This window comes from Thermococcus aciditolerans (genome assembly GCF_008152015.1).
GTDB classification, from domain to species: Archaea; Methanobacteriota_B; Thermococci; order Thermococcales; family Thermococcaceae; genus Thermococcus; species Thermococcus celericrescens.
On record NZ_CP041932.1, the window covers coordinates 1,144,564 to 1,164,255 of the forward strand.

The 19,692-nt window shown below is 56.4% G+C and carries 23 protein-coding genes; 4 read left to right on the top strand and 19 right to left on the bottom strand.

Going from position 1 to position 19,692, the window contains the following annotated elements:
• The 17 genes from FPV09_RS06440 to FPV09_RS06520 form a co-directional block, all read right to left on the bottom strand.
• Complete coding sequence (locus FPV09_RS06440; protein WP_058937898.1) at nucleotides 1-426, bottom strand: 50S ribosomal protein L14; 426 nt, start codon at nucleotides 424-426, stop codon at nucleotides 1-3.
• 5 nt (nucleotides 427-431) lie between these two features.
• Nucleotides 432-767 carry a 30S ribosomal protein S17 gene (locus FPV09_RS06445; RefSeq protein ID WP_014012551.1) on the bottom strand — a complete coding sequence of 112 codons (336 nt, stop codon included), beginning with the start codon at nucleotides 765-767 and terminating at the stop codon, nucleotides 432-434.
• Nucleotides 764-1,141, bottom strand: a complete 378-nt coding sequence (locus tag FPV09_RS06450; RefSeq protein WP_148882783.1) for a ribonuclease P protein component 1 — start codon at nucleotides 1,139-1,141, stop codon at nucleotides 764-766. The genes FPV09_RS06445 and FPV09_RS06450 overlap by 4 nt, the downstream gene beginning before the upstream one ends.
• A complete protein-coding gene (yciH, locus tag FPV09_RS06455; RefSeq protein WP_206204241.1) occupies nucleotides 1,027-1,293 on the bottom strand; it encodes a stress response translation initiation inhibitor YciH in 267 nt (88 codons plus the stop codon). The genes FPV09_RS06450 and yciH overlap by 115 nt, the downstream gene beginning before the upstream one ends.
• A gap of 36 nt (nucleotides 1,294-1,329) precedes the next feature.
• Nucleotides 1,330-1,530 carry a 50S ribosomal protein L29 gene (gene rpmC / locus FPV09_RS06460; RefSeq protein ID WP_014012554.1) on the bottom strand — a complete coding sequence of 67 codons (201 nt, stop codon included), beginning with the start codon at nucleotides 1,528-1,530 and terminating at the stop codon, nucleotides 1,330-1,332.
• The gene (locus FPV09_RS06465; RefSeq protein WP_148882784.1) at nucleotides 1,517-2,149 is read right to left on the bottom strand and encodes a 30S ribosomal protein S3; all 633 of its coding nucleotides are present in this window, start codon (nucleotides 2,147-2,149) and stop codon (nucleotides 1,517-1,519) included. Before FPV09_RS06465 ends, rpmC begins: the two co-directional genes overlap by 14 nt.
• A gap of 5 nt (nucleotides 2,150-2,154) precedes the next feature.
• Nucleotides 2,155-2,625 carry a 50S ribosomal protein L22 gene (gene rplV / locus FPV09_RS06470; RefSeq protein WP_058937895.1) on the bottom strand — a complete coding sequence of 157 codons (471 nt, stop codon included), beginning with the start codon at nucleotides 2,623-2,625 and terminating at the stop codon, nucleotides 2,155-2,157.
• A 10-nt stretch (nucleotides 2,626-2,635) separates the two neighbouring features.
• Nucleotides 2,636-3,037, bottom strand: a complete 402-nt coding sequence (locus tag FPV09_RS06475; protein ID WP_058937910.1) for a 30S ribosomal protein S19 — start codon at nucleotides 3,035-3,037, stop codon at nucleotides 2,636-2,638.
• 5 nt (nucleotides 3,038-3,042) lie between these two features.
• Nucleotides 3,043-3,762 (bottom strand): 50S ribosomal protein L2, encoded by a 720-nt coding sequence (locus FPV09_RS06480; RefSeq protein ID WP_014012558.1) that lies wholly within the window; start codon nucleotides 3,760-3,762, stop codon nucleotides 3,043-3,045.
• 13 nt (nucleotides 3,763-3,775) lie between these two features.
• Nucleotides 3,776-4,036: a 50S ribosomal protein L23 gene (locus FPV09_RS06485; protein ID WP_148882785.1), complete on the bottom strand. Its 261-nt coding sequence runs from the start codon at nucleotides 4,034-4,036 to the stop codon at nucleotides 3,776-3,778.
• Nucleotides 4,037-4,042: 6 nt separating this feature from the next.
• Nucleotides 4,043-4,810, bottom strand: a complete 768-nt coding sequence (rpl4p, locus tag FPV09_RS06490; RefSeq protein ID WP_148882786.1) for a 50S ribosomal protein L4 — start codon at nucleotides 4,808-4,810, stop codon at nucleotides 4,043-4,045.
• Nucleotides 4,811-4,820: 10 nt separating this feature from the next.
• Nucleotides 4,821-5,864, bottom strand: a complete 1,044-nt coding sequence (locus FPV09_RS06495; protein ID WP_148882787.1) for a 50S ribosomal protein L3 — start codon at nucleotides 5,862-5,864, stop codon at nucleotides 4,821-4,823.
• 1 nt (nucleotide 5,865) lies between these two features.
• Nucleotides 5,866-6,636, bottom strand: coding sequence for a putative RNA uridine N3 methyltransferase (locus FPV09_RS06500; RefSeq protein WP_139680142.1), 771 nt, complete (start codon nucleotides 6,634-6,636; stop codon nucleotides 5,866-5,868).
• Between the two features lie 634 nt (nucleotides 6,637-7,270).
• A complete protein-coding gene (locus FPV09_RS06505) occupies nucleotides 7,271-8,638 on the bottom strand; it encodes an ATP-binding protein (RefSeq protein WP_148883731.1) in 1,368 nt (455 codons plus the stop codon).
• A gap of 51 nt (nucleotides 8,639-8,689) precedes the next feature.
• Complete coding sequence (locus tag FPV09_RS06510; protein ID WP_148882788.1) at nucleotides 8,690-9,832, bottom strand: RNA ligase; 1,143 nt, start codon at nucleotides 9,830-9,832, stop codon at nucleotides 8,690-8,692.
• Nucleotides 9,833-9,960: 128 nt separating this feature from the next.
• Nucleotides 9,961-10,509 (bottom strand): 50S ribosomal protein L16, encoded by a 549-nt coding sequence (locus FPV09_RS06515; protein ID WP_014012566.1) that lies wholly within the window; start codon nucleotides 10,507-10,509, stop codon nucleotides 9,961-9,963.
• 89 nt (nucleotides 10,510-10,598) lie between these two features.
• Nucleotides 10,599-11,765 carry an MFS transporter gene (locus FPV09_RS06520; protein WP_148882789.1) on the bottom strand — a complete coding sequence of 389 codons (1,167 nt, stop codon included), beginning with the start codon at nucleotides 11,763-11,765 and terminating at the stop codon, nucleotides 10,599-10,601.
• Nucleotides 11,766-11,928: 163 nt separating this feature from the next.
• Between FPV09_RS06520 and FPV09_RS06525 the strand changes: the two genes are divergently transcribed.
• Nucleotides 11,929-13,083: a pyridoxal-phosphate-dependent aminotransferase family protein gene (locus tag FPV09_RS06525; protein WP_148883732.1), complete on the top strand. Its 1,155-nt coding sequence runs from the start codon at nucleotides 11,929-11,931 to the stop codon at nucleotides 13,081-13,083.
• Nucleotides 13,084-13,112: 29 nt separating this feature from the next.
• Nucleotides 13,113-13,898, top strand: a complete 786-nt coding sequence (locus tag FPV09_RS06530; RefSeq protein ID WP_148883733.1) for a hypothetical protein — start codon at nucleotides 13,113-13,115, stop codon at nucleotides 13,896-13,898.
• Here FPV09_RS06530 and FPV09_RS06535 read toward each other — a convergent pair.
• Nucleotides 13,891-14,472, bottom strand: a complete 582-nt coding sequence (locus FPV09_RS06535) for a P-loop NTPase family protein (RefSeq protein WP_058937883.1) — start codon at nucleotides 14,470-14,472, stop codon at nucleotides 13,891-13,893. The two genes, FPV09_RS06530 and FPV09_RS06535, sit on opposite strands and share 8 nt — an antisense overlap.
• A gap of 199 nt (nucleotides 14,473-14,671) precedes the next feature.
• Here FPV09_RS06535 and FPV09_RS06540 point away from each other — a divergent pair, with 199 nt between their 5' ends.
• Both FPV09_RS06540 and FPV09_RS06545 read left to right on the top strand, forming a co-directional pair.
• The gene (locus FPV09_RS06540; RefSeq protein ID WP_148883734.1) at nucleotides 14,672-15,574 is read left to right on the top strand and encodes an asparagine synthetase A; all 903 of its coding nucleotides are present in this window, start codon (nucleotides 14,672-14,674) and stop codon (nucleotides 15,572-15,574) included.
• A 53-nt stretch (nucleotides 15,575-15,627) separates the two neighbouring features.
• Nucleotides 15,628-16,806 carry an aminotransferase class V-fold PLP-dependent enzyme gene (locus tag FPV09_RS06545; RefSeq protein ID WP_148882790.1) on the top strand — a complete coding sequence of 393 codons (1,179 nt, stop codon included), beginning with the start codon at nucleotides 15,628-15,630 and terminating at the stop codon, nucleotides 16,804-16,806.
• 26 nt (nucleotides 16,807-16,832) lie between these two features.
• Here the strand turns inward: FPV09_RS06545 and FPV09_RS06550 are convergent, their stop codons facing one another.
• Nucleotides 16,833-19,691, bottom strand: a complete 2,859-nt coding sequence (locus tag FPV09_RS06550) for an NAD(P)-binding protein (RefSeq protein ID WP_148882791.1) — start codon at nucleotides 19,689-19,691, stop codon at nucleotides 16,833-16,835.
• Between the last annotated feature and the right edge of the window lies 1 nt (nucleotide 19,692).

Below are 19,692 nucleotides of genomic sequence, written 5' to 3' on the forward strand. Positions count from 1 at the left end.
TCACAACACTATGCTCGCTATGCTGCCGAGCCTTACCCAGCGCTCGGCGGCCTCCCTGGCTATGGCACCCCTGATCTCGGTTCCCCTCGGGACACCCTCAGGGGTAACTATAGCTGCAGCGTTGTCCTCGAACTTGACGCGCATTCCATCAAGGCGCCTGTACTCCTTCCTCTGCCTGACGACAACGGCCCTAACCACCTGGTGCCTGATGTCGGGCCTTCCCTTCTTGACGGTGGCGACGACCATGTCGCCGACGCCGGCAGAGGCGAGCCTCCTCCTGGTGCCCTTGTAGCCAACGACGCCTATAATCTGGACGACCTTGGCGCCGCTGTTGTCGGCGACCTTGAGGTAAGCGCCTATCGGAAGAGCGCGAGTCGGTCTGACCGGACTAATTCCTCTCGTAGCACCTGCACCCTTCTTCGCCATTCATATCACCTCTCGCCAGCCCTCTTGGTGACGGCAACGACAACCCAGCTCTTGGTCTTGCTTATCGGCCGGGTCTCGGCGATGAGGACCCTGTCGCCGACCTTGGCGTCTATGCACTCCGGGTTGTGAGCGTGAACCTTGCTCCTCCTGAGCTCATACCTCTCGTACTTCTTGAGGTAGTGGTAGTGCTGCCTCTCGACGACGACGGTCTTCTTGCCCTTGTCGCTGACGACGACACCCTCGAAGTACCTGCCGTGTATCCTGAGGTGTCCGTGCCAGGGGCAGTGGGGATCGTCACACTTCTCAGCGGGAGGCTGAACCTTCAATCCAATCTCTCTCATTTTCGCCACCTCTTCTTCAATCTCATCTCGGGTCTTCCAATCAGTTCCTTTCCGTTGATTCGGATTTTTTTACCGCCAACTTCAAACTCGAGCTCCGCCACGTCCTTCGGGATAACCCAGACCCTCTCACCGCCGATGGTGAGGGTGTTCCTCGTCTCGTCAAGGACGTAGCCCTCGATGCCAACCAGCTCTGGATGAGATGCCCTTATAATTTTTGCTTTCAGCCCTATGAGCTCGCCCCAGATGATGTTTTTCTGATTCACTCGATTTCTATCAAGTCCTCGGAAAATCCAAGGTCTCCGAGCAACTTCTTGACCCTTTCTCTGTGGTCTCCCTGGAGTTCTATCCTTCCCTTCTTTACCGTTCCGCCGCATGCCAGCTTCGCCTTCAGCTTCTTTGCTATATCATCCAGGTCGAACTCCTTCTCGTCTATGCCCTCAATTATGGTTTTAAGCTTTCCGTAGCGGGCCTTCTCTATGTACACTCTAATTCTCTGCTGCTCCTTCAGGACCTCCTTAAAGAGCATCTCATCCAGAGGGTTAACAATCCTTGGCACCGAACCTCACCTTTTCTCCCTAAGCTTCTCCTTCTTTATGGTAAGCAGGCGCGCTATGTCGCGCCTGAGGTTGCGGATGACCATGGGGTTCTCTATGGAGGCCCCCATGGTGAGCACACCCCTCTCCTTGGCGAGCTCGAGGCGGAGCTCCCTGAGCTTCTTGTCGATCTCCTCGATGCTCATCTCCCTAATCTCACTCGGCTTCATTGGTGCTCACCTCTTCCTCAACGAGCTTCTCTATGACCTCAATCTCGTCCGGGAGCTTGGCGTCGGGCGGCATGATGGAAACCTTAACACCGATGACACCGAGCTTGAGCTTGGCCTGGGCGTAGCCCTTGCTGACGAGGGTCTCTGCCGGGTTTCCGACCTTGGCAAGGTAGCCCTGGTAGAACCTGACGCTTTTAGCCCTCTCGCCGGTGAGCTTTCCGCTGAGGCGGATCTCGACACCGCGGGCGCCGTTCCTCATTATGGCCCTGATGGCCGAGTAGGCGGCCCTTCTAAAGTGGACGCCCCTCTCAAGGGCCTGGGCGAGCCTGACGGCCTGGACCTTGGCGTTGAGGTAGGGGTTCTTGATCTCCTCGACCTCGATCTGCGGGTTCTCGAGGTTGAACTTCCTCTCGAGTATCCTGGTGAGCTCCCTTATGCGCCTGCCGCCCCTGCCTATGACGTAGCCGGGGTTGGCGGCGAAGATGGTGACCTTGGTTCCAAGTGGGGTCTTCTTGATGTCGATTCCACCGTAGCCAGCCCTTCTGAGCTCCTTCTCGAGGTACTCGTCGATGAGCATATCCCTAACGTTTTCCTTGATGAAGTATCTCTCGATCGCCAAAAGTCTCACCTCCTAATCTCCTCAACGACTATCTCGATGTGGGTGGTCTGCTCGTTGAACGGTGTGGCCCTTCCGAAGGCCCTCGGGATGTAACCCCTGAGGACCGGGCCCCTGTGCGCTGCCGCGTGGATTATTTTGAGCCTGTCAGGGTCGAGGCCCTTCTGCTCGGCGTTGTTCTTGGCGTTGAGGAGGACCTTCTTGACGGCCTTGGCGACCTTGACCGGGTACCTACCCGGACCAAAGCCCCTGCCCGGCTTGTGGCCCTGGCTGTCGTTGTGGCGCTTCATCGGAACCGGCCTCTTGAGGGCTATGACGTCGTCGATGTACCTGAGCGCGTCGTTGACCATCATTCCCCTGATCTCCCTGAGGAGCTCGACGCTGTGCTTCGGGGATATCCTGAGGTCCCTTCCGCTGGCACGAGCCATCTTCTCGGGGTCAAAATTTTGGAATGAGTAGGAAAACCTGCCCCTGCTCATCTATACCACCTCACTTGACCGCCACGAACATCGATGACCTGGTCGCACCGACACCAGGCGAGCCGTGCTGGACGACCTTTCTTGTGAGGGCAAACTCGCCGAGGTAGTGGCCGATCATCTCCTCCTTGATCTCTATCGGGACGAACTCCTTTCCGTTGTAGACGTGGATGGTCATGCCGACCATCTCGGGGAGTATAACCATGTCCCTGCTGTGGGTCCTTATCGGCTTGTTGTACTTGCCCTTCTTGGCAAGCCTTATCTTCCTGAGGAGCTTCTTCTGCTCCGGGCTGAGGCCGCGCTTGAGGCTCCTCCTCTGCCTGGCCGGGAGGAGCTTAGCGAAGTCCTCGAGTGACATGTTGAGCAGTTCCTCGAAGCTGTAACCCCTGTACTTAAACTCCTTCTTTCTCGCCATTTTCATCACTTCCTCCTACCCGTTCTTCTCGCGGCTATGTGACCGACCTTCCTTCCGGGCGGGGCGCGCCTCGAAACGGTGCTCGGCCTGCCGATGTGGTGCTCCTTACCACCGTGCGGGTGGTTGACGGCGTTCATCTTGACACCCCTCGGCTTCGGCCAGAACCTGTTCCTGGCCTTGGCGATGTAGTAGGCCTTACCCGCCTTGACGATGGGCTTCTCGAGCCTACCGCCGCCGGCGACGACACCTATGGTGGCCCTGCAGGTCGGCTTGAACTGCTTGAGCTCACCGCTTGGAAGCTGGACTATGACCTTGTCTTTCTCCCTGCTGACGACAAGGGCGTAGGCACCGCCGGCGCGGACGTACTTGCCACCGTCGCCCGGAACTCCCTCGATGTCGTAGACGTAGCTTCCCTCCGGTATCATGGCAAGCGGGAGGGTGTTGCCGATCTTGATCGGAGCGTTCGGCCCGATGGCTATCTCTTCGCCGACGAGGACTCCTTCCGGAGCTATGATGAGCTTCTCCATGCCGTTCTCGAACTTGACCCTGGCGACCGGGGCGGTCCTTCCCGGGTCGTGGAGTATCTCTACAACCTTGCCGACGAGGGTCTTCTCCTTGGTAAGGTTGAGCGGAACGTACCTGACGGCACCCCTGTACCTGTGGGAGGGGGCCCTAAAGGTCGTGGTTCCCTTACCTCTCCTCTGCTGAATCAGACTCTTTCCCATCTCACTCACCCCGTCAGAACAATCCTATCCTGGCAGCAACCTCACTTGCGCTGTACTCAGGCTTGAGCTTCACATAGGCCTTCTTCTCGCCCTTCATGGTCACGAGGGTGGTGACCTTCTCGACCTTGACATCGAACATCGCTTCCACGGCCTTCTTGATGTCCTGCTTGGTAGCTCTTCTGTCCACTATGAAGGTGAGCTTGTTCTCGTTCTCGATCATGGCCACGGCCTTCTCCGTGACGACAGGCTTGACGATAACCTTGTACGGATCCATCTCTCATCACCCGTAAATCTCCCTAAGCCTCTCTATGGCGCCCTTGGTCCAGACCGTGAGCCTTCCCGGGTGGGTGCCCGGAGCGAGAAGCTCAACGCCGAGGTTCTCTACGGTGACAACGTCAACGCCCGGGTGGTTCCTGGCACCCTGAACGATTCCCTCGTTCTTGGCGACAACGACGAGCGGGCCCTTGGCCTTCTTGTACTTCCTTCCGCGCATCTTACCCTTACCGGCCCTTATCCTGGTGTTCTTCTTGGCCCTCTCGATGTCGTCCCAGACGCCGAGCTTCTTGAATATCTCCCTGGTCTGGGCGGTCTTGAAGACCTTCTCGAGGTCGTCGGTGACGACTATCGGAACCTGCGGAACGTTGTCAACGATGTGTCCCCTGGCCCTGACGAGGTCGTAGTTGGCGGTTGCAGCAATGGCGCTCATTATGGCGAGCCTGCGCTCCTTCTTGTTGATGTCCTCCCATATGACCTTCTCAACCTTGGGCGGGTGGGTTCTCCTTCCACCCCTCGCGAAGGGGACGAAGGCGGCAAACCTCGGGGAGGTCTTTATCCTCTCAACCCTGGCCATTCCGTGGCCCTTTCCGATGTTCTCGGTGACCCTTCTCTTGCCGGCCATCGGGTCCCTGCCCTGCGGCTGTATCCTGTGGGTCCATGAGGCGATGACAGCCCTCCTGATGAGGTCGGGCCTGAACGGAGTGGCAAAGACCTTCGGAAGCTCTATCTCCTCCACAGGCTCGCCTTCGAGATTGAAAACCTTAACCTTCATCTATCTCACCTCACTGCTTGGATTCCCTACTGACGTAGGTTATCTGCGGCCTCTCAACCGGCGGCCTCTTCTTCGGCGCCCTTATAGCCGGCCTGACCCTGATGATCCTCTTGAAGGCTCCCGGAACGGTGCCCTGTATCATGAGGAAGTCGCTCCTTATGACACCGTAGTGCGGGAAGCCGCCCTTCGGAGTGATCTCTATCTCCTTCTTGTCACCAAGCTTGAGAACGCCGTTCTCACCTATGGCAATGAGCCTCTTGTTGAACTCGGTCCTGTGGTGGAAGCCCATCTGACCCGCGAGGGGGACGGTCCACATGACCCTGGTCGGGTGCCACGGACCGAGGTTACCGATGTGCCTGCCCTTACCAGCCCTCTGGGCCTTGTGGAACTGTATCTTGACACCCCAGCGCTTGACCGGGCCCTGGGTTCCCTTACCCTTGGTGACGGCTATGATGTCGAGGAGCTCGCCCTCGTGGAGAACCTCGCTCGCGCGGAGCTCCTTGCCTATCTTCTCCTTGGCGTAGTCGAACTTGGCCCTGACGTCGTCGCCACCGATGGCGTACTCCATGACCTCGGGCTTCTTCTTGAGCTTGATGAGCCACGGCTGGGTGTGGACGAGAAGCCTGACGTCAACTATCTCGCCGCTGTTGATAAGCTCCTCAAGCTGGGCAAGCTTGGCCTTGAACGCGTCCTCGTCGTAGTTCTTCGGCAGGGTCTTTATGCGCCTCTTGACGTGGTCGTTGAGCTCGTGGAACCAGACCTCGGTGGCGGTCTCGAGACCGAGGTAGCCCTGCCTGTAGGCCCTGATGCCGTAGACGAAGAGCGGCGGGACCTCGACCACCGTGACCGGCATGAAGATCTCCTTGCCCTTGGTGAGCCCTGGCCTGTCGTCGATCATGAGGACGTGGGTCATGCCAGCCTTGTAGCCGGCGAAACCGAGCATCCTGACCTCACTGTCCTTCGGCCACTTCTTGATTCTTGGGACTACACTCCTAGCCCTCTTTCTCGGGGAGTAAGCCAGTGAACCTCTCCTTGGCCTGTGTATTTTTCCCATCTCAATCCCTCCTTATGAGATTAAACACCGCGAGTGTGGCCAACACGGCCTCCTCGGTGCGGACGGTGGCCGTCCGCTGATTTGGAATGGTGTTGAGGATTAGATCAAAGTCATATTCCTCCTCGCCGAGGAGCTCCATCACGCCTTTCCTCGGTGAGCCAAACACGAATCCGACCTCCCCCTCGAGCGGGGGAAGCTTCACCTCTCGAATGTCACGCCCCCTCCGGGAGGTGGCAATCGCCAAATCCAGCCTGGCCTTTTTAAGTGTTTTTGCCAGTGACTTCCTCGTGAGATGCACACTGTACCCCCAGTACTCCTCTGGCTTCGCTGGTATCACCCTGAGAGGCCTTGCTGAGACGATTCTGAAAGTTGCGCGCCCCTCAACGTCCCCCTCCACCGCGGCGAGGTCGTCGAGGCCGATGTCCGCGTAAGTTCTCCTTCCCTTTCGGAAGGCAAAGCCCTCGCGGATCTCCCCGACCCTCGGTTTCCCCTTGAGCTTGTGATGAGGAGTCCTCAGCGGCGGGATAACGCCGACGTACCTGAGCTCCGGCATGAGGGGGAACAGCCTCTTTCTGAGGTACTGGGGCGTTTCCGCGTACTCAAGGATTGTTTTGATGAACCTTCCGTCCCTACCGCCGGCCCTGTAAACCCACACGTGCTCAACGCCGAAGATTGCAGCGGCCCTGGCTATCTGCCCAACCTTGTACGTCCTGATTTTGGGGTCGTCGGTCTCTTCAAGGAGCGAATCTGGAATGAAGATGTGCCAGGCCATTTTTCCGTCATCCTTTGCTGTGGGTACTTTAACGCTGAAGTGGGGTCTATGGAGACTATTTAAAAGGCTTTCGAACCGTTCCACCCTTTTTTGGGTTTGGAGGTATACAAATTTTTTGCAAACGAAAGACAAGGGGGCTCCGCCCCCTTATCTCTCTGTACTCTCAAACCCCCAAAGTGGGGCTACGCCCCACAACCCCGTTTTTCTCTAAAACTCCGGGGGGCTAACGCCCCCACACCCCCAGTTCAGCCCTTGCTTCGCAAGCGCTGGCGGAATGTTTTTGAGTGTGAGATTTGGAATTTGGTATGTTGCATGCACTTTTAATGTAGTTCTTAGGAAGGGGTTTATCTCCAACCTGCTGTTTTTAGTTGTGTTTTCTTATTGTTAGCGCCCTTCTGGCGCTGAGTTGGAGTAAAACACGCTCAAAATTGATGAAATTTGGTACAAACCCATTAAAACGCACCTCATTAAAATGGCATGCAAACATTTCCATACCCTTTTAACGGTGAAGACTTTTTGATCAACCTTTGCACAAGCAAAGGTTGCTGGCGCAAAGTTTCATCAAAAGAAACTTTTCGCAAGAAAAGTTTCTTGGTCAAGCTTTGCGCGAGCAAAGGTTGATAGGGGGTGCAAGTTAGAGCTTCTCAATCTCTCTCAACCATTCGAAATCCCCCAAATCCCATACGAGCCAGCCTTCAGCCTTCAACTCTTCTTCCCCATCAATGTTCCTAGCAATCAAACCGTAGCTCTTCTCCCAACCGTCCAACCCAACAAGTTCAGCTTTCCGCTCCAAGTCCCTCAAAATCCCCCTCGCTTCCCTCTCGCTTAAGTCCTTCCACTTCACCTCGACGAAGAGAGCCTTTCGCTCCCGTTCGTTCAATGCGACGAGGTCAATTTCTTCGCCCTTCCGCCACCAGCGACCGATTTTCGTGAACCTGAACGGGAGCTTTCCGGACCTGTTCAGCTCGATGAGGAACTGCTTCGCAACCTCCTCAAAGGCCCTACCCACGTAAGTGTTGAAAGCGTTCCAGTCCATCTCAAACGTCCCAATCTCTATCCTCCCCCGGTTCGGCTTCACGAAGCGGAACCAGAAAGCAAAGAAGTTATCATTGATGTAATAGCGCGCCTTTTTGCTCCTCTCAGACTCGGTAACTGGGACCTCACGCCTCACGAGTTCGAGAGAGATGAGGGTTCTGAGGTACTTCGGCATGTCCTTTGCCTCGATGCCCGCGAAGTTCGCAATCTCGCTCACCCTGTGCCTTCCGAGGGCCATCGCCTCCAGAATCAGGTAGTGGCGGTGAACGTCACCCAGCTCCTCCCTCAGGATGAACTCTGGCTCCTCGTAGAGTATAGAAGTCGGCGAGAACGCCACCCTGAGGAGTTCCTCCTCGAAGTTCCTCCCTTCAAAGAGCCGGAAGTACATGGGCACGCCGCCAGTTACGGAGTATATCCTCACGGCGGTTTCGATGGATGCCTCCCTGAAGTACTCGCGCACGTGGAAGAAGTTCAAGGGCTTAAGCTTGAGCTGGGCAGTTCTCCTGCCGTAGAGGGGGTTGCCGTAGTCCATGAGCCCCTCCATCAGACCTATTATCGAGCCGCTCAGAATCAAGAAAAAGCGGTCGTCAAGGATTTCATCTATAACGTGCTGGAAGACCGCCGACGTGTTTTTATCAGTGAGAAGTAGGTATGAGAACTCATCTATAACAACAACAAGTCTTTCAGGAGCCTTAAGCTTTATCAGTTCAAAGGTCTCCCTGAAGTCCCTCACTTCAACCTCCGGAAGTCCGAGAACCTCCGCTGATTCCCGGTAAAACCGTCTCGCGTTCGACTCAAGTCCATTTCTGTCGGCAAGGAAGTAAATGGCATTCTTCTCCCGAATGAACCTCTTTACAAGCTCGGTCTTTCCAACTCGTCTGCGCCCGTAGAGAATCAGGACCTCCTTTTTGCCCGATGAATACAGCGACTCAAGGAGAGCCAGCTCATCTTTTCGATTGACAAACATTATCCTCACTAAGATAATCTTAATTAGGATAATAATATAAGCCTTTCGGCCTCAATCAACGAACGCCAAACCATTCCACAGCTCCCTCATCTCGCGTGTGGCGTCGGGATAGACCCGCTTGAAGGTTATCCTCCAGTAGCCGTTCTTGAGGTCCTCTATGTCTTCGATGTGAATTTTCACGCCGAGCCTCTCGAAGTGGGTCACCATCCTGTGGGCGGTGCTTATGTTCTTCACCCTCACCGTGAAGACTTCCTCGACCTCCCCGCCGTTGGCGACTTCGTGAATGCTCTCGACGAAGGGCCTCAGAAGAGCCTTTCCAAGGGCCTTGGCGTACTCGTCGAACTCCTCACCTTTAACGTGCTTTTCGGCCAGATAGAACGCGAGGCGTTTAATCCTCCCCATGAAGTAGCCGTGCGGCAGGTCGAAGAATATGTGGGAACCTATCCGGATGTCGTTTATGTTGGCGTAGGGGGTGACGTATTTCGCGATTCTCTTCATGTCGGGCGTTTTCATGACGATGCCCTCTCTCCTCTCCCTGCTGAGCCTTTCGATTAGCTCATGCAGCTCCTCAATTTTTGAACGGTCGTAGAGGCCGAAGCTCTCAACGTGACGAATACCGTACTCCTCGGCCAGGTTGAGCCTCTCCTCCACCGGGAGGCTCCTCCCCGTTCCCTTTTCCTGGATGTCAAAGAGGAAGAACTCGATGTCCTCCTTCACGTAGGGCGGCCCCTCGACGATGTACGGGCTTTCGGGCCCGGCCATCTCCCCCGCCAGGACGAGGTTTGGGTAGTCCTTGAAGAACTCCTCGTTTATGAAGTCGAGTATTCGCTCCGTCGTGAAGGGGCAGACGAAACCTCCCCTGGTGAGGGCGAGAACCCTGTCTCGAACCCTGACAACGCGAACGTTGTAGCCGTCCACCTTCTCCTCAACGTAGAAGGGTTTGTTCTTGAAGACCCTCTTTATACCGCTCTCCAGCTGGACGACGCGCTTTATGTGGGGGAATCCAAGAACGACGTCCCCGTTGTCAAAGACAACCGTTCCGCGCCGAAAGCCCTTGGCAGAATCGCGAAAGCGAACGTACCTGATGCCTTCGAATTCGCCCTCCACCACTCCACCCTTGCCCTCAAGAACGGTCAACCTGTCCTCCGGAACGCCGAGCTTGAGAAGCATGGCCTTGAAACCTGAGCTTACCATCATCCCACCAGTCTAAGTTGGATGGCATCGTTAATAATTATTATGAACATATGACAAAAAACCATCGGGTCAAGTGCGCAGAACACAACGGTTATGAAAATGTAGAAGAGGGCAACAGCGCTACGCTTTCAGCGCTTCATGGTGGAGAGAACCTTGCTGGTGATGTCGTTGCCTTCCTTGTCGTAGATCCTGTAGTAGGCGCTGTAGGGCAGCTTCATCTTGGCCCTGTGCATGGCGCCGAGGGCGAACTTGAGGTGGTTCTCGTTCACCCAGACGGTGATGATCTTCTGGTCCTTCTTGACGCGAGCGGCGAGGCCTATCGGCTTTCCGAAGGGCCTGCGCATACCGTTTCCGTAACGGTCGGCCTTCCTTCCGGTAGCCATCGGGTTCTCACGGAGCACCTGGAAGGGGTAGACCCTTATCTTGAAGTGGAAGTTGCTCCTACCGACGTTCTTCTGGAGGTACCTGTTCACCTGGATACGGATGGCCTCGAGGGCGTTCTGCCTTATCTGCATGGCCTGCTCCGCGTGAAGGCTGACCTCGTACTCGAACTCGGCTGAGAGGTTGCCCATATCGAAGATCGTTATTCTCGGACCGGGCGCACCGCGGATGTACTTCCTCCTCGTGTAAGCGGGCTTATCAACGTCCCTATCAATCTTGGCTGGTCTCAGTCCCATACTCTCACCTCCAAATGAGCGTAAGCTAAGCCTAAACTTAGGCGAGTGCTCTCTTTTATAAAAGTTTTGGAGCCTTTGTCAAAGGGAACTTACTCCCCACCGCCTTTAAGCTTAACGCCTTGCCAGAGCAGGGCCACCGAAATCGGGGTAAATGCTAGAAGGGCGAGGTTCAGTGTTACAACCCCGTGGAGCTCGCCCAGCGAGTACGCAAAGCCGAACAGCATCCCCCCAAGGAAGGTCGAGAGGTTCTGGACGCCGTTGACGCCCCCGATGGCCAGCGATGAGCGGTGGTAGGAAGCCAGAACCTTTCTGGAAATCGGTCTGAAGCTCTGGAAAGCGAAGAGGGCAAGGAATATTCCCAGGAAAACCGTCGGGGCGGTCTTTACTGCCGCAAGGAGCGGTGAGAGCGCGGCCATTAGGGACGTGAGCAGAATCATCCGCCTCTCGCTCCTCACGTCGGCGAGCCAAGAGACGCCGTAGCTGAGCATTGCCGAGAGAAAACCCGCCCAGCCGATGAGCGTTGCGGTCGTTGCCTTCTCCATCCCCAGGGCCTCGGAGACGTAGACGTAGGTTATCTCGCCGGACGTGAAGGCCACTATTACTGCCATCAGCGAGGCAATGATTAGAACCCTCTTGGGTTCGAGGCTCGGCTTTTCACCGTCGGGGGTTTTCTTCCTCTTGGGCGTTATTCTCTCGTAGAGGAGGATGTAGCTGGCCACCATTATCAGGCCGGTCAGGATAAAGAACGCGGAGGAAATCCACATCTGCCCTGCCAGCCCAAGGTCTATCGTGTAGGCGTAGACGTAGTTTCCGAGGAGGGAAGCGATGCTGCCGAAGAAGAAATACACTGCGGTAACCCTCGCCCTTATCTCCTTCGGGGTTGCCACGGCTATGACGAACTGCGCCATCGGCCAGCTCAGACCGTTGAGAAAACCGTTGAGGAGCTTTATCCCGGCAACCTGGAACCACGTTGAGGTCAGGGGGTAGAGCTGAACCGCCAGGGCGTTTCCCATCATGGCTACCGCGCCGATATAGACGAGCCTCTTGCTCCTTTCGAGCATCAGCCCGCCAAAGACTGACGAAAATGCCCTTGCGAGCACGAACGACATCGAGACTATGGACACGGAGAGCATAGAGGCCTTGAGTATGTCGCGCGTGTAGAACGCTATGGCTGGAGTGGCGAGGCGAAAGGCTATCGTCCCGGTGAACGCCGAGATTATAAGAAGGACTATTCCGGCGAGGCGTCTTCGTTCCATCAGACCACCTTCTAAACGTTAGTGTGAAGCTTTAAAAGTCTTGGCGGTGTCGAAGGCTTTTCATGCCCTTCCATCCTCCACAGAAAAAGCTTCAGAAACCCCCCGCAAAGCCTGGGAGAACCCTTTTATAGATTCCAGCTCAACTCCCGCCGAGGTGATGCTGATGGAACTCAGGTTCGAAATGGAGTATGAAGAAGCCTACAGGGAAGTTTATGAGCTCGTCAAGCCGAAGTACAGGCTCTTTACCGCCGGACCCGTTGCATGCTTCCCCGAGGTTCTCGCCATAATGAGCGTTCAGATGTTCAGCCACCGCTCGGCCGAAGCTAAGGAGGTTCACGTTGACACCCTCAACAGACTCAAGGCTTTTCTTGAAGCCGAGAAAGGCGAGATAATAATGTTCCCCAGCTCCGGAACCGGCTTCATGGAGGCGGCCGTCAGGAACACCGTGCCAAGGGGAGGAAAGGTCCTGGTCACGACGATAGGCGCCTTTGGGGACAGGTTTGCCGATGTCGTCAACGCCAACGGCAGGGAAGCCGTCATCCTGAGGAAGGAGCCTGGATACGCAATCAAGCCGGAGGAGCTCGACGAGGCCCTCAGAAAGAACCCCGACGTCGTTGCGGTAACCATAACCTACAACGAGACCTCAACCGGTGTCCTCAACCCGCTCCCCGAGCTGGCGAAGGTCGTTCACGAGCACGACAAGCTACTCTTCGTCGATGCTGTCTCAGCCATGGGTGGCGCGGACATAAAGTTCGACGAGTGGGGCCTAGACATGATATTCGCCAGCTCCCAGAAGGCCTTTGGCGTCCCGCCCGGCCTGGCCGTCGCCGCCGTCAGCGAGCGCGTTTTTGAGATCGCCGAGAAGATGCCCGAGCGCGGATGGTACTTCGACCTGCCGCTCTACAAGAAGTTCAACGGCAAGAAGAAGGGAACCCCCTCAACTCCCCCGCTTCCGCAGATATTCGGCCTCAACGTCGTGCTCAGGATAGTCGAGAAGATGGGCGGCAAGGATGCCTGGCTCGGAATGTACAGGAAGAGGAGCGAGACCATCCGCGAAGGCGTCAAGGAGATGGGACTCGGCGTTCTGGCTGAGCCCGGCTACGAGAGCCCGACAATAACCGCTGTCGTCGTCCCCGAGGGAATGAAGGGCGTCGACGTCTACAACGCTATGCGCGAGCGTGGCTTCGAGCTGGCCAAGGGCTACGGAAGCGTGGCGGAGAAGACCTTCAGGATTGGAAACATGGGCTACATGACCTTCGAGGACATCGAGGAGATGCTCGCCAACCTCCGCGAGGTCATAGAAAAGCTTAAGGGCTGAGCCCCCTTCTTTTTATTCTAGTGAATGTTATGGTCTCAAAGAAGTGGATAACCGCCTGGCTCATCCTGAACTTCCTCATCTTCTGGTTCGTTGGACTGGCCTCAAGCGGTTATTCCCTGGAAGGCTACATGCCGGGCCAGAGCGAGAAGATAAACCTCTACACACCGATCGTTTACACGGCCCCCAACGACAGACCCGTCGGAATTCTCTACATGGTGGACTACGACGGTGTTCTCTACTACTACATCGTCTGGGAGGATGAGTACTTCAGCAACTCGCTGATAGACAAGCTCTACCGCTTCTTCAGGGGCCTCGTTTACGGGGGCGCGACGCAGGACATAGAGGTAGTGAAGGTGAACCCAGAGAACGGCACCTTTTACTTCCAGACCTACGAGCACACCGATGTCAATGGAAAGCTCCTGGAGAACGGGAGCTGCCTGTGGGTGGATGAGAACCAGATAGTGCCGAACTGCACGGTTAACGGGACCCACATCAACGTTTACGTCGTAACCTGGAACCACATGCTGTCCCTCATCCCCGCCGAAGGCACCGAGAGGGCGATTCTGCCTATGAAGCACATGAACCCCAACGACTACGTTGCCCTCGGAATGTTCAGGAGGACGCAGAAAACGATAGCCGGCGTCGCCGTTAACTCCCTGCTTCTGGCGGTGGTGGCTACACTCGCGTTTAATGGCCTCATGTACATCGCATGGAGAAAGGGCTACCTCACAAAAGAGGGGCAGAGAAAGGTCAGAAACGAGATAAGGGACGGTTGGAGAAAGTTAAAGGAGCGGTTGAAAAAGCGCTCTAAATAACGGGCCTGAGTTCCCCGTTCTTTACCTCGTATATGCGGTCTATGCTCTTCCTGCCGGTTCTGAAGTCCCTCTTGAGCTCGACGACTATGTCGAACTTGTCGAAGGTCTCACCGCTTATCCTGAGCCAGTGCCTGACCTCATCCTTTATATCGTCCGTGAGGGCGAGGGATGTCACTATGAATGCGTAATCGTCTATAAGCTCGCGGAATATTCTTGCAGCGTCAACGGTGTGAAGGGTGTCGATGACGACGTAGTCGGGATTCAAAGTCCTGATTTTTGAGATAACGTCCGAGGTGCGCCTCTCCAGGGGCTGGCTGTCGAACTGAGTATCCATGACAACGATGTTCGGCTTGAAGGGCTTGAACTCGCCGTAGGCGGTTATAACAGCGACCTTCCAGTCGTCGGGTATGAAGTGCATCAGCGCCTCAACGAGCTTGGTCTTTCCGGAGCGGCTGGAACCAACCACGAGGATGTCCTTCTTGGAGAGAATCGCGTTCTTCAGAACCTCAAACTGCTCCTCGGTTGCGGCGCCGTAGCGTATCAGGTCCTCAGGCGTGAATATGTACACTCCCATGCTTTACCACCATACAAGGTTCTCGACTGGCGTTATAACGCTATCGCCGGCGGGCTTTGACAAACGTCAAATAAAGCGCAATATATCGTCATATATTCAAAAATCATCGCAGTTACATGTCATATCTTGCCCAAAATCCAAAAGTTTTTGCACAAAGGCCATAAAGGAAAAAGTCAGTGACAAAAACTAGGTGATAGATATGAACGCTCTCCAAATTGTGACCAGAAAAATTGAACCAGTTATGGAGATACAGACGAGGATTATTGACTATATGACAGGATACATGGTGAGTGAGGGCTTCAAGTGGATGCTCCCAGTGATGCTCAGCTCCATCACCGACCCCCTCTGGCCCGATCCGGCCGCCGAAGAGGCGCTCAGACCGCCTGAGGTCGAGGTCTACGGCTCGAGACTGAGACTGACCCACAGCATGATACTCCACAAGCAGATGGCGGTGGCGATGGGAATAGATAAGCTCTTCATCCTCTCGCCGAACGTGAGGCTTGAGGGCCGCTCCGCGGACGACGGAAGGCACGCCTACGAGTTCACCCAGCTCGACTTCGAGATAGCCCATGCCAGCATGGACGACGTGATGAGCCTCATCGAGGGACTCATCAGCGGCCTGTTCAAGGAGGCAAGAAGCTGGGGACTTGAGAGAGAGGTGCCGAAGGTTAAACCACCGTTCAAGCGCTTCACCCTGGAGGAGATAAAGGAGGAGTTCGAGGACGAAGACGAGGCCAGCAAAGCCATGAAGGAACCCTTCTGGGTGACCGACATCAAGAGGGAGTTCTACGACAGGGAGGACCCGGAAAAGCCCGGCCACTTCAGGAACTACGACCTCTACCTGCCAGAGGGCTACGGCGAGGTCTCGAGCGGCGGTGAGAGGGAGTGGGAGTACGAGGTCATCGTCAGAAAGATGAAGAGCGCCGGGATAAGCCTTGAGGCATTCAGACCGTACCTTGAAGTGGCCAAGGCAGGTCTCCTGAGGCCCAGCGCCGGGGCCGGAATTGGCGTCGAGAGGCTGATCCGCTACATGGTGGGGGCAAAGCACATAGCTGAGGTGCAGCCGTTCCCGAGGATTCCGGGCGTTCCTGCAGTTATCTGAGGCCCCTCAAAACTCATTTAAACCCTTCTTCCCCACTCCTTTTGGGGATTTCTATGAGAAAAAGCCTGTTTCCCTCGTTAAGAAGGTTTAAGGCCTACCTGAACACCGCGAGCCTCGGCCTGATGCCGTCAACCGCGATTCTTGAGGCAACAAAGCTCCTCAACGACGTTATCGAGTTCAAAGGGGAGGTCAACTCAGTCGACTACATGGACGAGGTCGTTCTGAAGCCGCTGTTAGATGAGGCGGCAAGGCTGATGAAGGTTAACCCGGAGAACGTCGGCCTCTCGATACAGACGACCGAGGGACTTAGAAGAATACTCCTGGCAATGAAGCCCAAGAGGGGGCAGAACATCGTCTCGCTGGACACAGAGTTTCCAACCGTGCCCGCGCTTCTCAAGAGCTACTCGAAGAGGTTCGGCCTCGAGCTGAGGGTCGTGGAGAACAGGAACGGGGTTCACAGCCTGGAGGACATCGAAAAGGCAATAGACGACAACACCTTTGCGGTAGTCTTAAGCTCCGTCAACTGGGTCACCGGGCAACGGCTCAACCTCAGGGAGCTTTCGAGGATGGCTCACGAACACGGCGCCTGGCTGATAGTTGACGCCGTCCAGCACCTCGGGGTTCTGAGGCTGTTCCCGGAGAAGGAGGGCGTTGATGCGCTTTCAGCGGGCTCTGAGAAGTGGCTCGTCAGCCCCGACACTGGGGCGGGCCTAATCTACGTCTCGGACGAGCTTCTAGATGAGGTGAAGCCGATAACCGGCCTGCTGAACAACGAACCGCCGACGGGTGAATGGGGCAGCTGGTGGGGACTGCCCGAGAAGGACCCCTGGGGCGAGTTGAAACCTGCTGAAGGCGTCAAGAAGCTCGACTTCGGCGGTGGGCCCCCATATCTCATAGCCGCGGCGTTTAAAGCCTCGCTGAAGCTGATAAACGAGATAGGCATCGAAGAGATAGAACGACACAACCTCAGACTGGCGGGCAGAATAAGGGACGAAGCCCTGAACGCCGGCCTTGAGGTTCTCGCGGAGGGTTCCTCGATAGTCACAATAAAAACAGGGTTGAGCTACGAGGAAGAGGAAAAACTGTATCAGAAGCTCGCCGCGGAGGGGATTTCAGTCAGCCACCGCGGCGTTCTCGGCCACTACGGGATAAGGGCCTCGCCGCATCTCTACAACACGCTGGATGACGTCGAGATGTTCCTTGAGGCACTGTTCGGGGCGATGGGAGAATAAACCAAGACATCAAAGAGAAAAGAAAATCACGAGAAAAGCTCCAGGGGGCTGAAGCCTTCCCTCGCCCTCTCCATTTTCAGCTCCATTCCGAGGGCGTTGACCACCGTCCCGCTCTTCTCTGCCCACACTCCAGCCGGAATCACCAGGGTATCGCCCTTGAGGCTCTCCACAGGCCTTCCAACCACGACGTAGGCCTTGCTCTCTGGGATTCCCGTTATTCCGGCCTTCAGCAGTCCGGCGGCGTTGACCCCCCTGTGGAGGATGAGAGTTGGAACATCGAGCGGTTCAGCTGGCCCCTCAAGTATCGCAACGTCGTAGCCCTCCTCAACGATTTCCTTGCCCTTCAGGAGTATCTTAAGGAGCGGGAACTTATCCACGCTTGCCTTCAGGAGAACCCTCTTGGCGTTTCTGATGTCCTCCAGCGTAGCCGTGGAGAGGCCTCCACTCACGGTTGAACCTATTGGAATGCCCTTCTCCTCCGCAAAGGCCTTGAGCCGGGCGATTTCTTCATTCGTCAGTTCAGGAGTCAGTACCAGGGCGTAGTTCCTCTCGGCCATGAAGCGCTTTGCCTCTTCCCAGCTCACCGGTTCGCCGTTGAGGAGCGGTCCGGCAAGGTCTTCAGCCCAGGGCCTGGCGAAGCGGCAGTAGTCGCAGAGGTGCCCGTTCCATGAGTTTTCCACCCTCGAAGCCCTCACGAGCATGCCGTCGTAAACCTCCACGTTCATCTCGCAGGCGAAGGAGCAGCCGTTGCAGACGGTTTTGACGGGCTTCGTCTTCCACGGGCCGGGTTTGACGAATGGAAGCTTCTCGGTTATTGCCCCAACCGGACAGAGGTCTATCATCTCCCCGATGAATCTGCCGTCCATGTTTCCAAGGGTCTCTCCGAGAGGCGGCGAGATCCTCGTCTTAAATCCGCGGAACAGGTAGTCGAGGACTCCCTCTCCAGCAACCTCGTGGGTGAAGTTGACGCACTGGCCGCAGAGGACGCACTTGTTGTTGTCGAGCGTCACCCATGGGTGGCTCTCGTCGATTTCGAACTTGTTCTGCTCCCCCTCAAAGGCGTACTGTTCGGCACCGTAGAGCGTGGCGTACTCCCTCAGCTTGCAGCGGAAGACCTCCATACAGCCGCAGCTCATACAGCGCTGGGCCTCCTCAAGAACCTGCTCCTCGGTTAAGGCCGGCTCGACCTCCTCGAAGGTCTTCTTCCGCCTTTCTGGATCGAGGAGCTTGACCTTCGCCCTCGGCTTTCTTTCAACACCCTCGTAGTCCTTCTCGGTGACCCTCTTCCAGTGGTTGTAGGGCCTGAGGTCGAAGAGAACCCTGTAAAGGTCATCATCGCTTAAGACTTCCTCGATGTGCTTCTCGGGCTCGGTAAGCACGTCCTTAGCCTTATCAAGCTTGCCCTTGAGGTAGAGGTCTATCATTATCGCGGCTCTTCTTCCGGTGGCTATGCTCTCGATAACGGTGGATGGGCCAAGGACCAGGTCGCCGCCGGCGAAGACGCCAGGAACGCTCGTCTGGAGCGTCACCTCGTCGACCACCGCCTTTCCGCGCTTCGCCTCGATGCCAAGGCTCTTGAGGAACTCCTCGTCACAGTACTGGCCTATGGCGAGGATAACGTTGTCCGCTTTAACGCGGAACTCCGAACCCTCGATCGGTATCGGCCTCCTCCTTCCGCTTGAATCCTGCTCGCCGAGACGCATCTTGATGAGCTCTACCTCCCCGACCTTCCCGTCTCCGAGAATCTTCACAGGGTTGGTGAGGAACATGAACTCCACGCCTTCCTCCATGGCCTCCTCGACTTCGCGTTCGTTGGCGGGCATCTCGGCCTTTGAACGGCGGTAAACGACGGTAACCTTTGCACCGAGCCTCAGAGCCGTCCGAGCAACGTCCATGGCGGTGTTTCCGCCGCCGACTACTATGACGCGCTCCCCGAGCTCGACCTTCTCGCCCATATTGACCTTCCTGAGGAACTCTATACCGTGCATCACTCCCTCAAGCTCCTCGCCCGGAATCCCCATCTTTCTGCTTCTCCACGCTCCGACACCGAGGAATACGGCATCGTACTTCTCGCGGAGCTCCTCAAGGGTTACGTCCCTTCCGAGGGCGGTGTTGGTCTTCACCTCTATTCCCGTGTTTATTACGGTCGCTATGTCCTTGTCCAGAACGTCCCTCGGCAGCCTGTAGGGCGGAATGCCGTAGCGGGTCATTCCGCCGAGTTCCGGCATCGCCTCGATTATGGTCACCTCATGCCCCATCGTCCTGAGGTAGTAGGCGCAGGCAAGGCCTGCCGGTCCACCGCCGACGACGGCTATTCTCTTTCCGGTGGAGGGCGGAATCTCGGGCATCCACGGACCGTGCTCGAGGTCGTAGTCAGCGGCAAAGCGCTTGAGCTGCCTTATCGCGAGGGGCTCCTCCACGAGGTTTCTCCGGCAGGCGTCCTCACAGAAGGCCGGGCAGACCCTTCCGAGGACCGCCGGGAGGATATACTTCTCCTTCATCAGCTTGACGGCCTCGTGGTACTTGCCCATGGCTATCAGCGCGAGATATCCTTGCACGTCGCTGTGGGCCGGACAGCCGTCCTGACAGGGGCCGATACAGTCGCCGTAGTGGTCCGAGAGGATGAGCTCAAGTGCCGTCTTCCTCATCGAAACGACTTCGTCGCTGAGGGTCTCTACCTCCAGTCCGTCCATCGGTTTGATGGTACACGAGGTGGTAACCCCTCTCTTGGTGGAGACGAGGCAGAGCCTGCAGGAGCCGTAGGGGTCAATTTCGCCACTGTAGCAAAAGCCGGGAATGTGCTCCCCGATTTCACGGAGGAAGTCTATGAGCGGCTTTCCTTCTGGAGCATCGATTTCCTTCCCGTTGACTATGATTTTGACCATC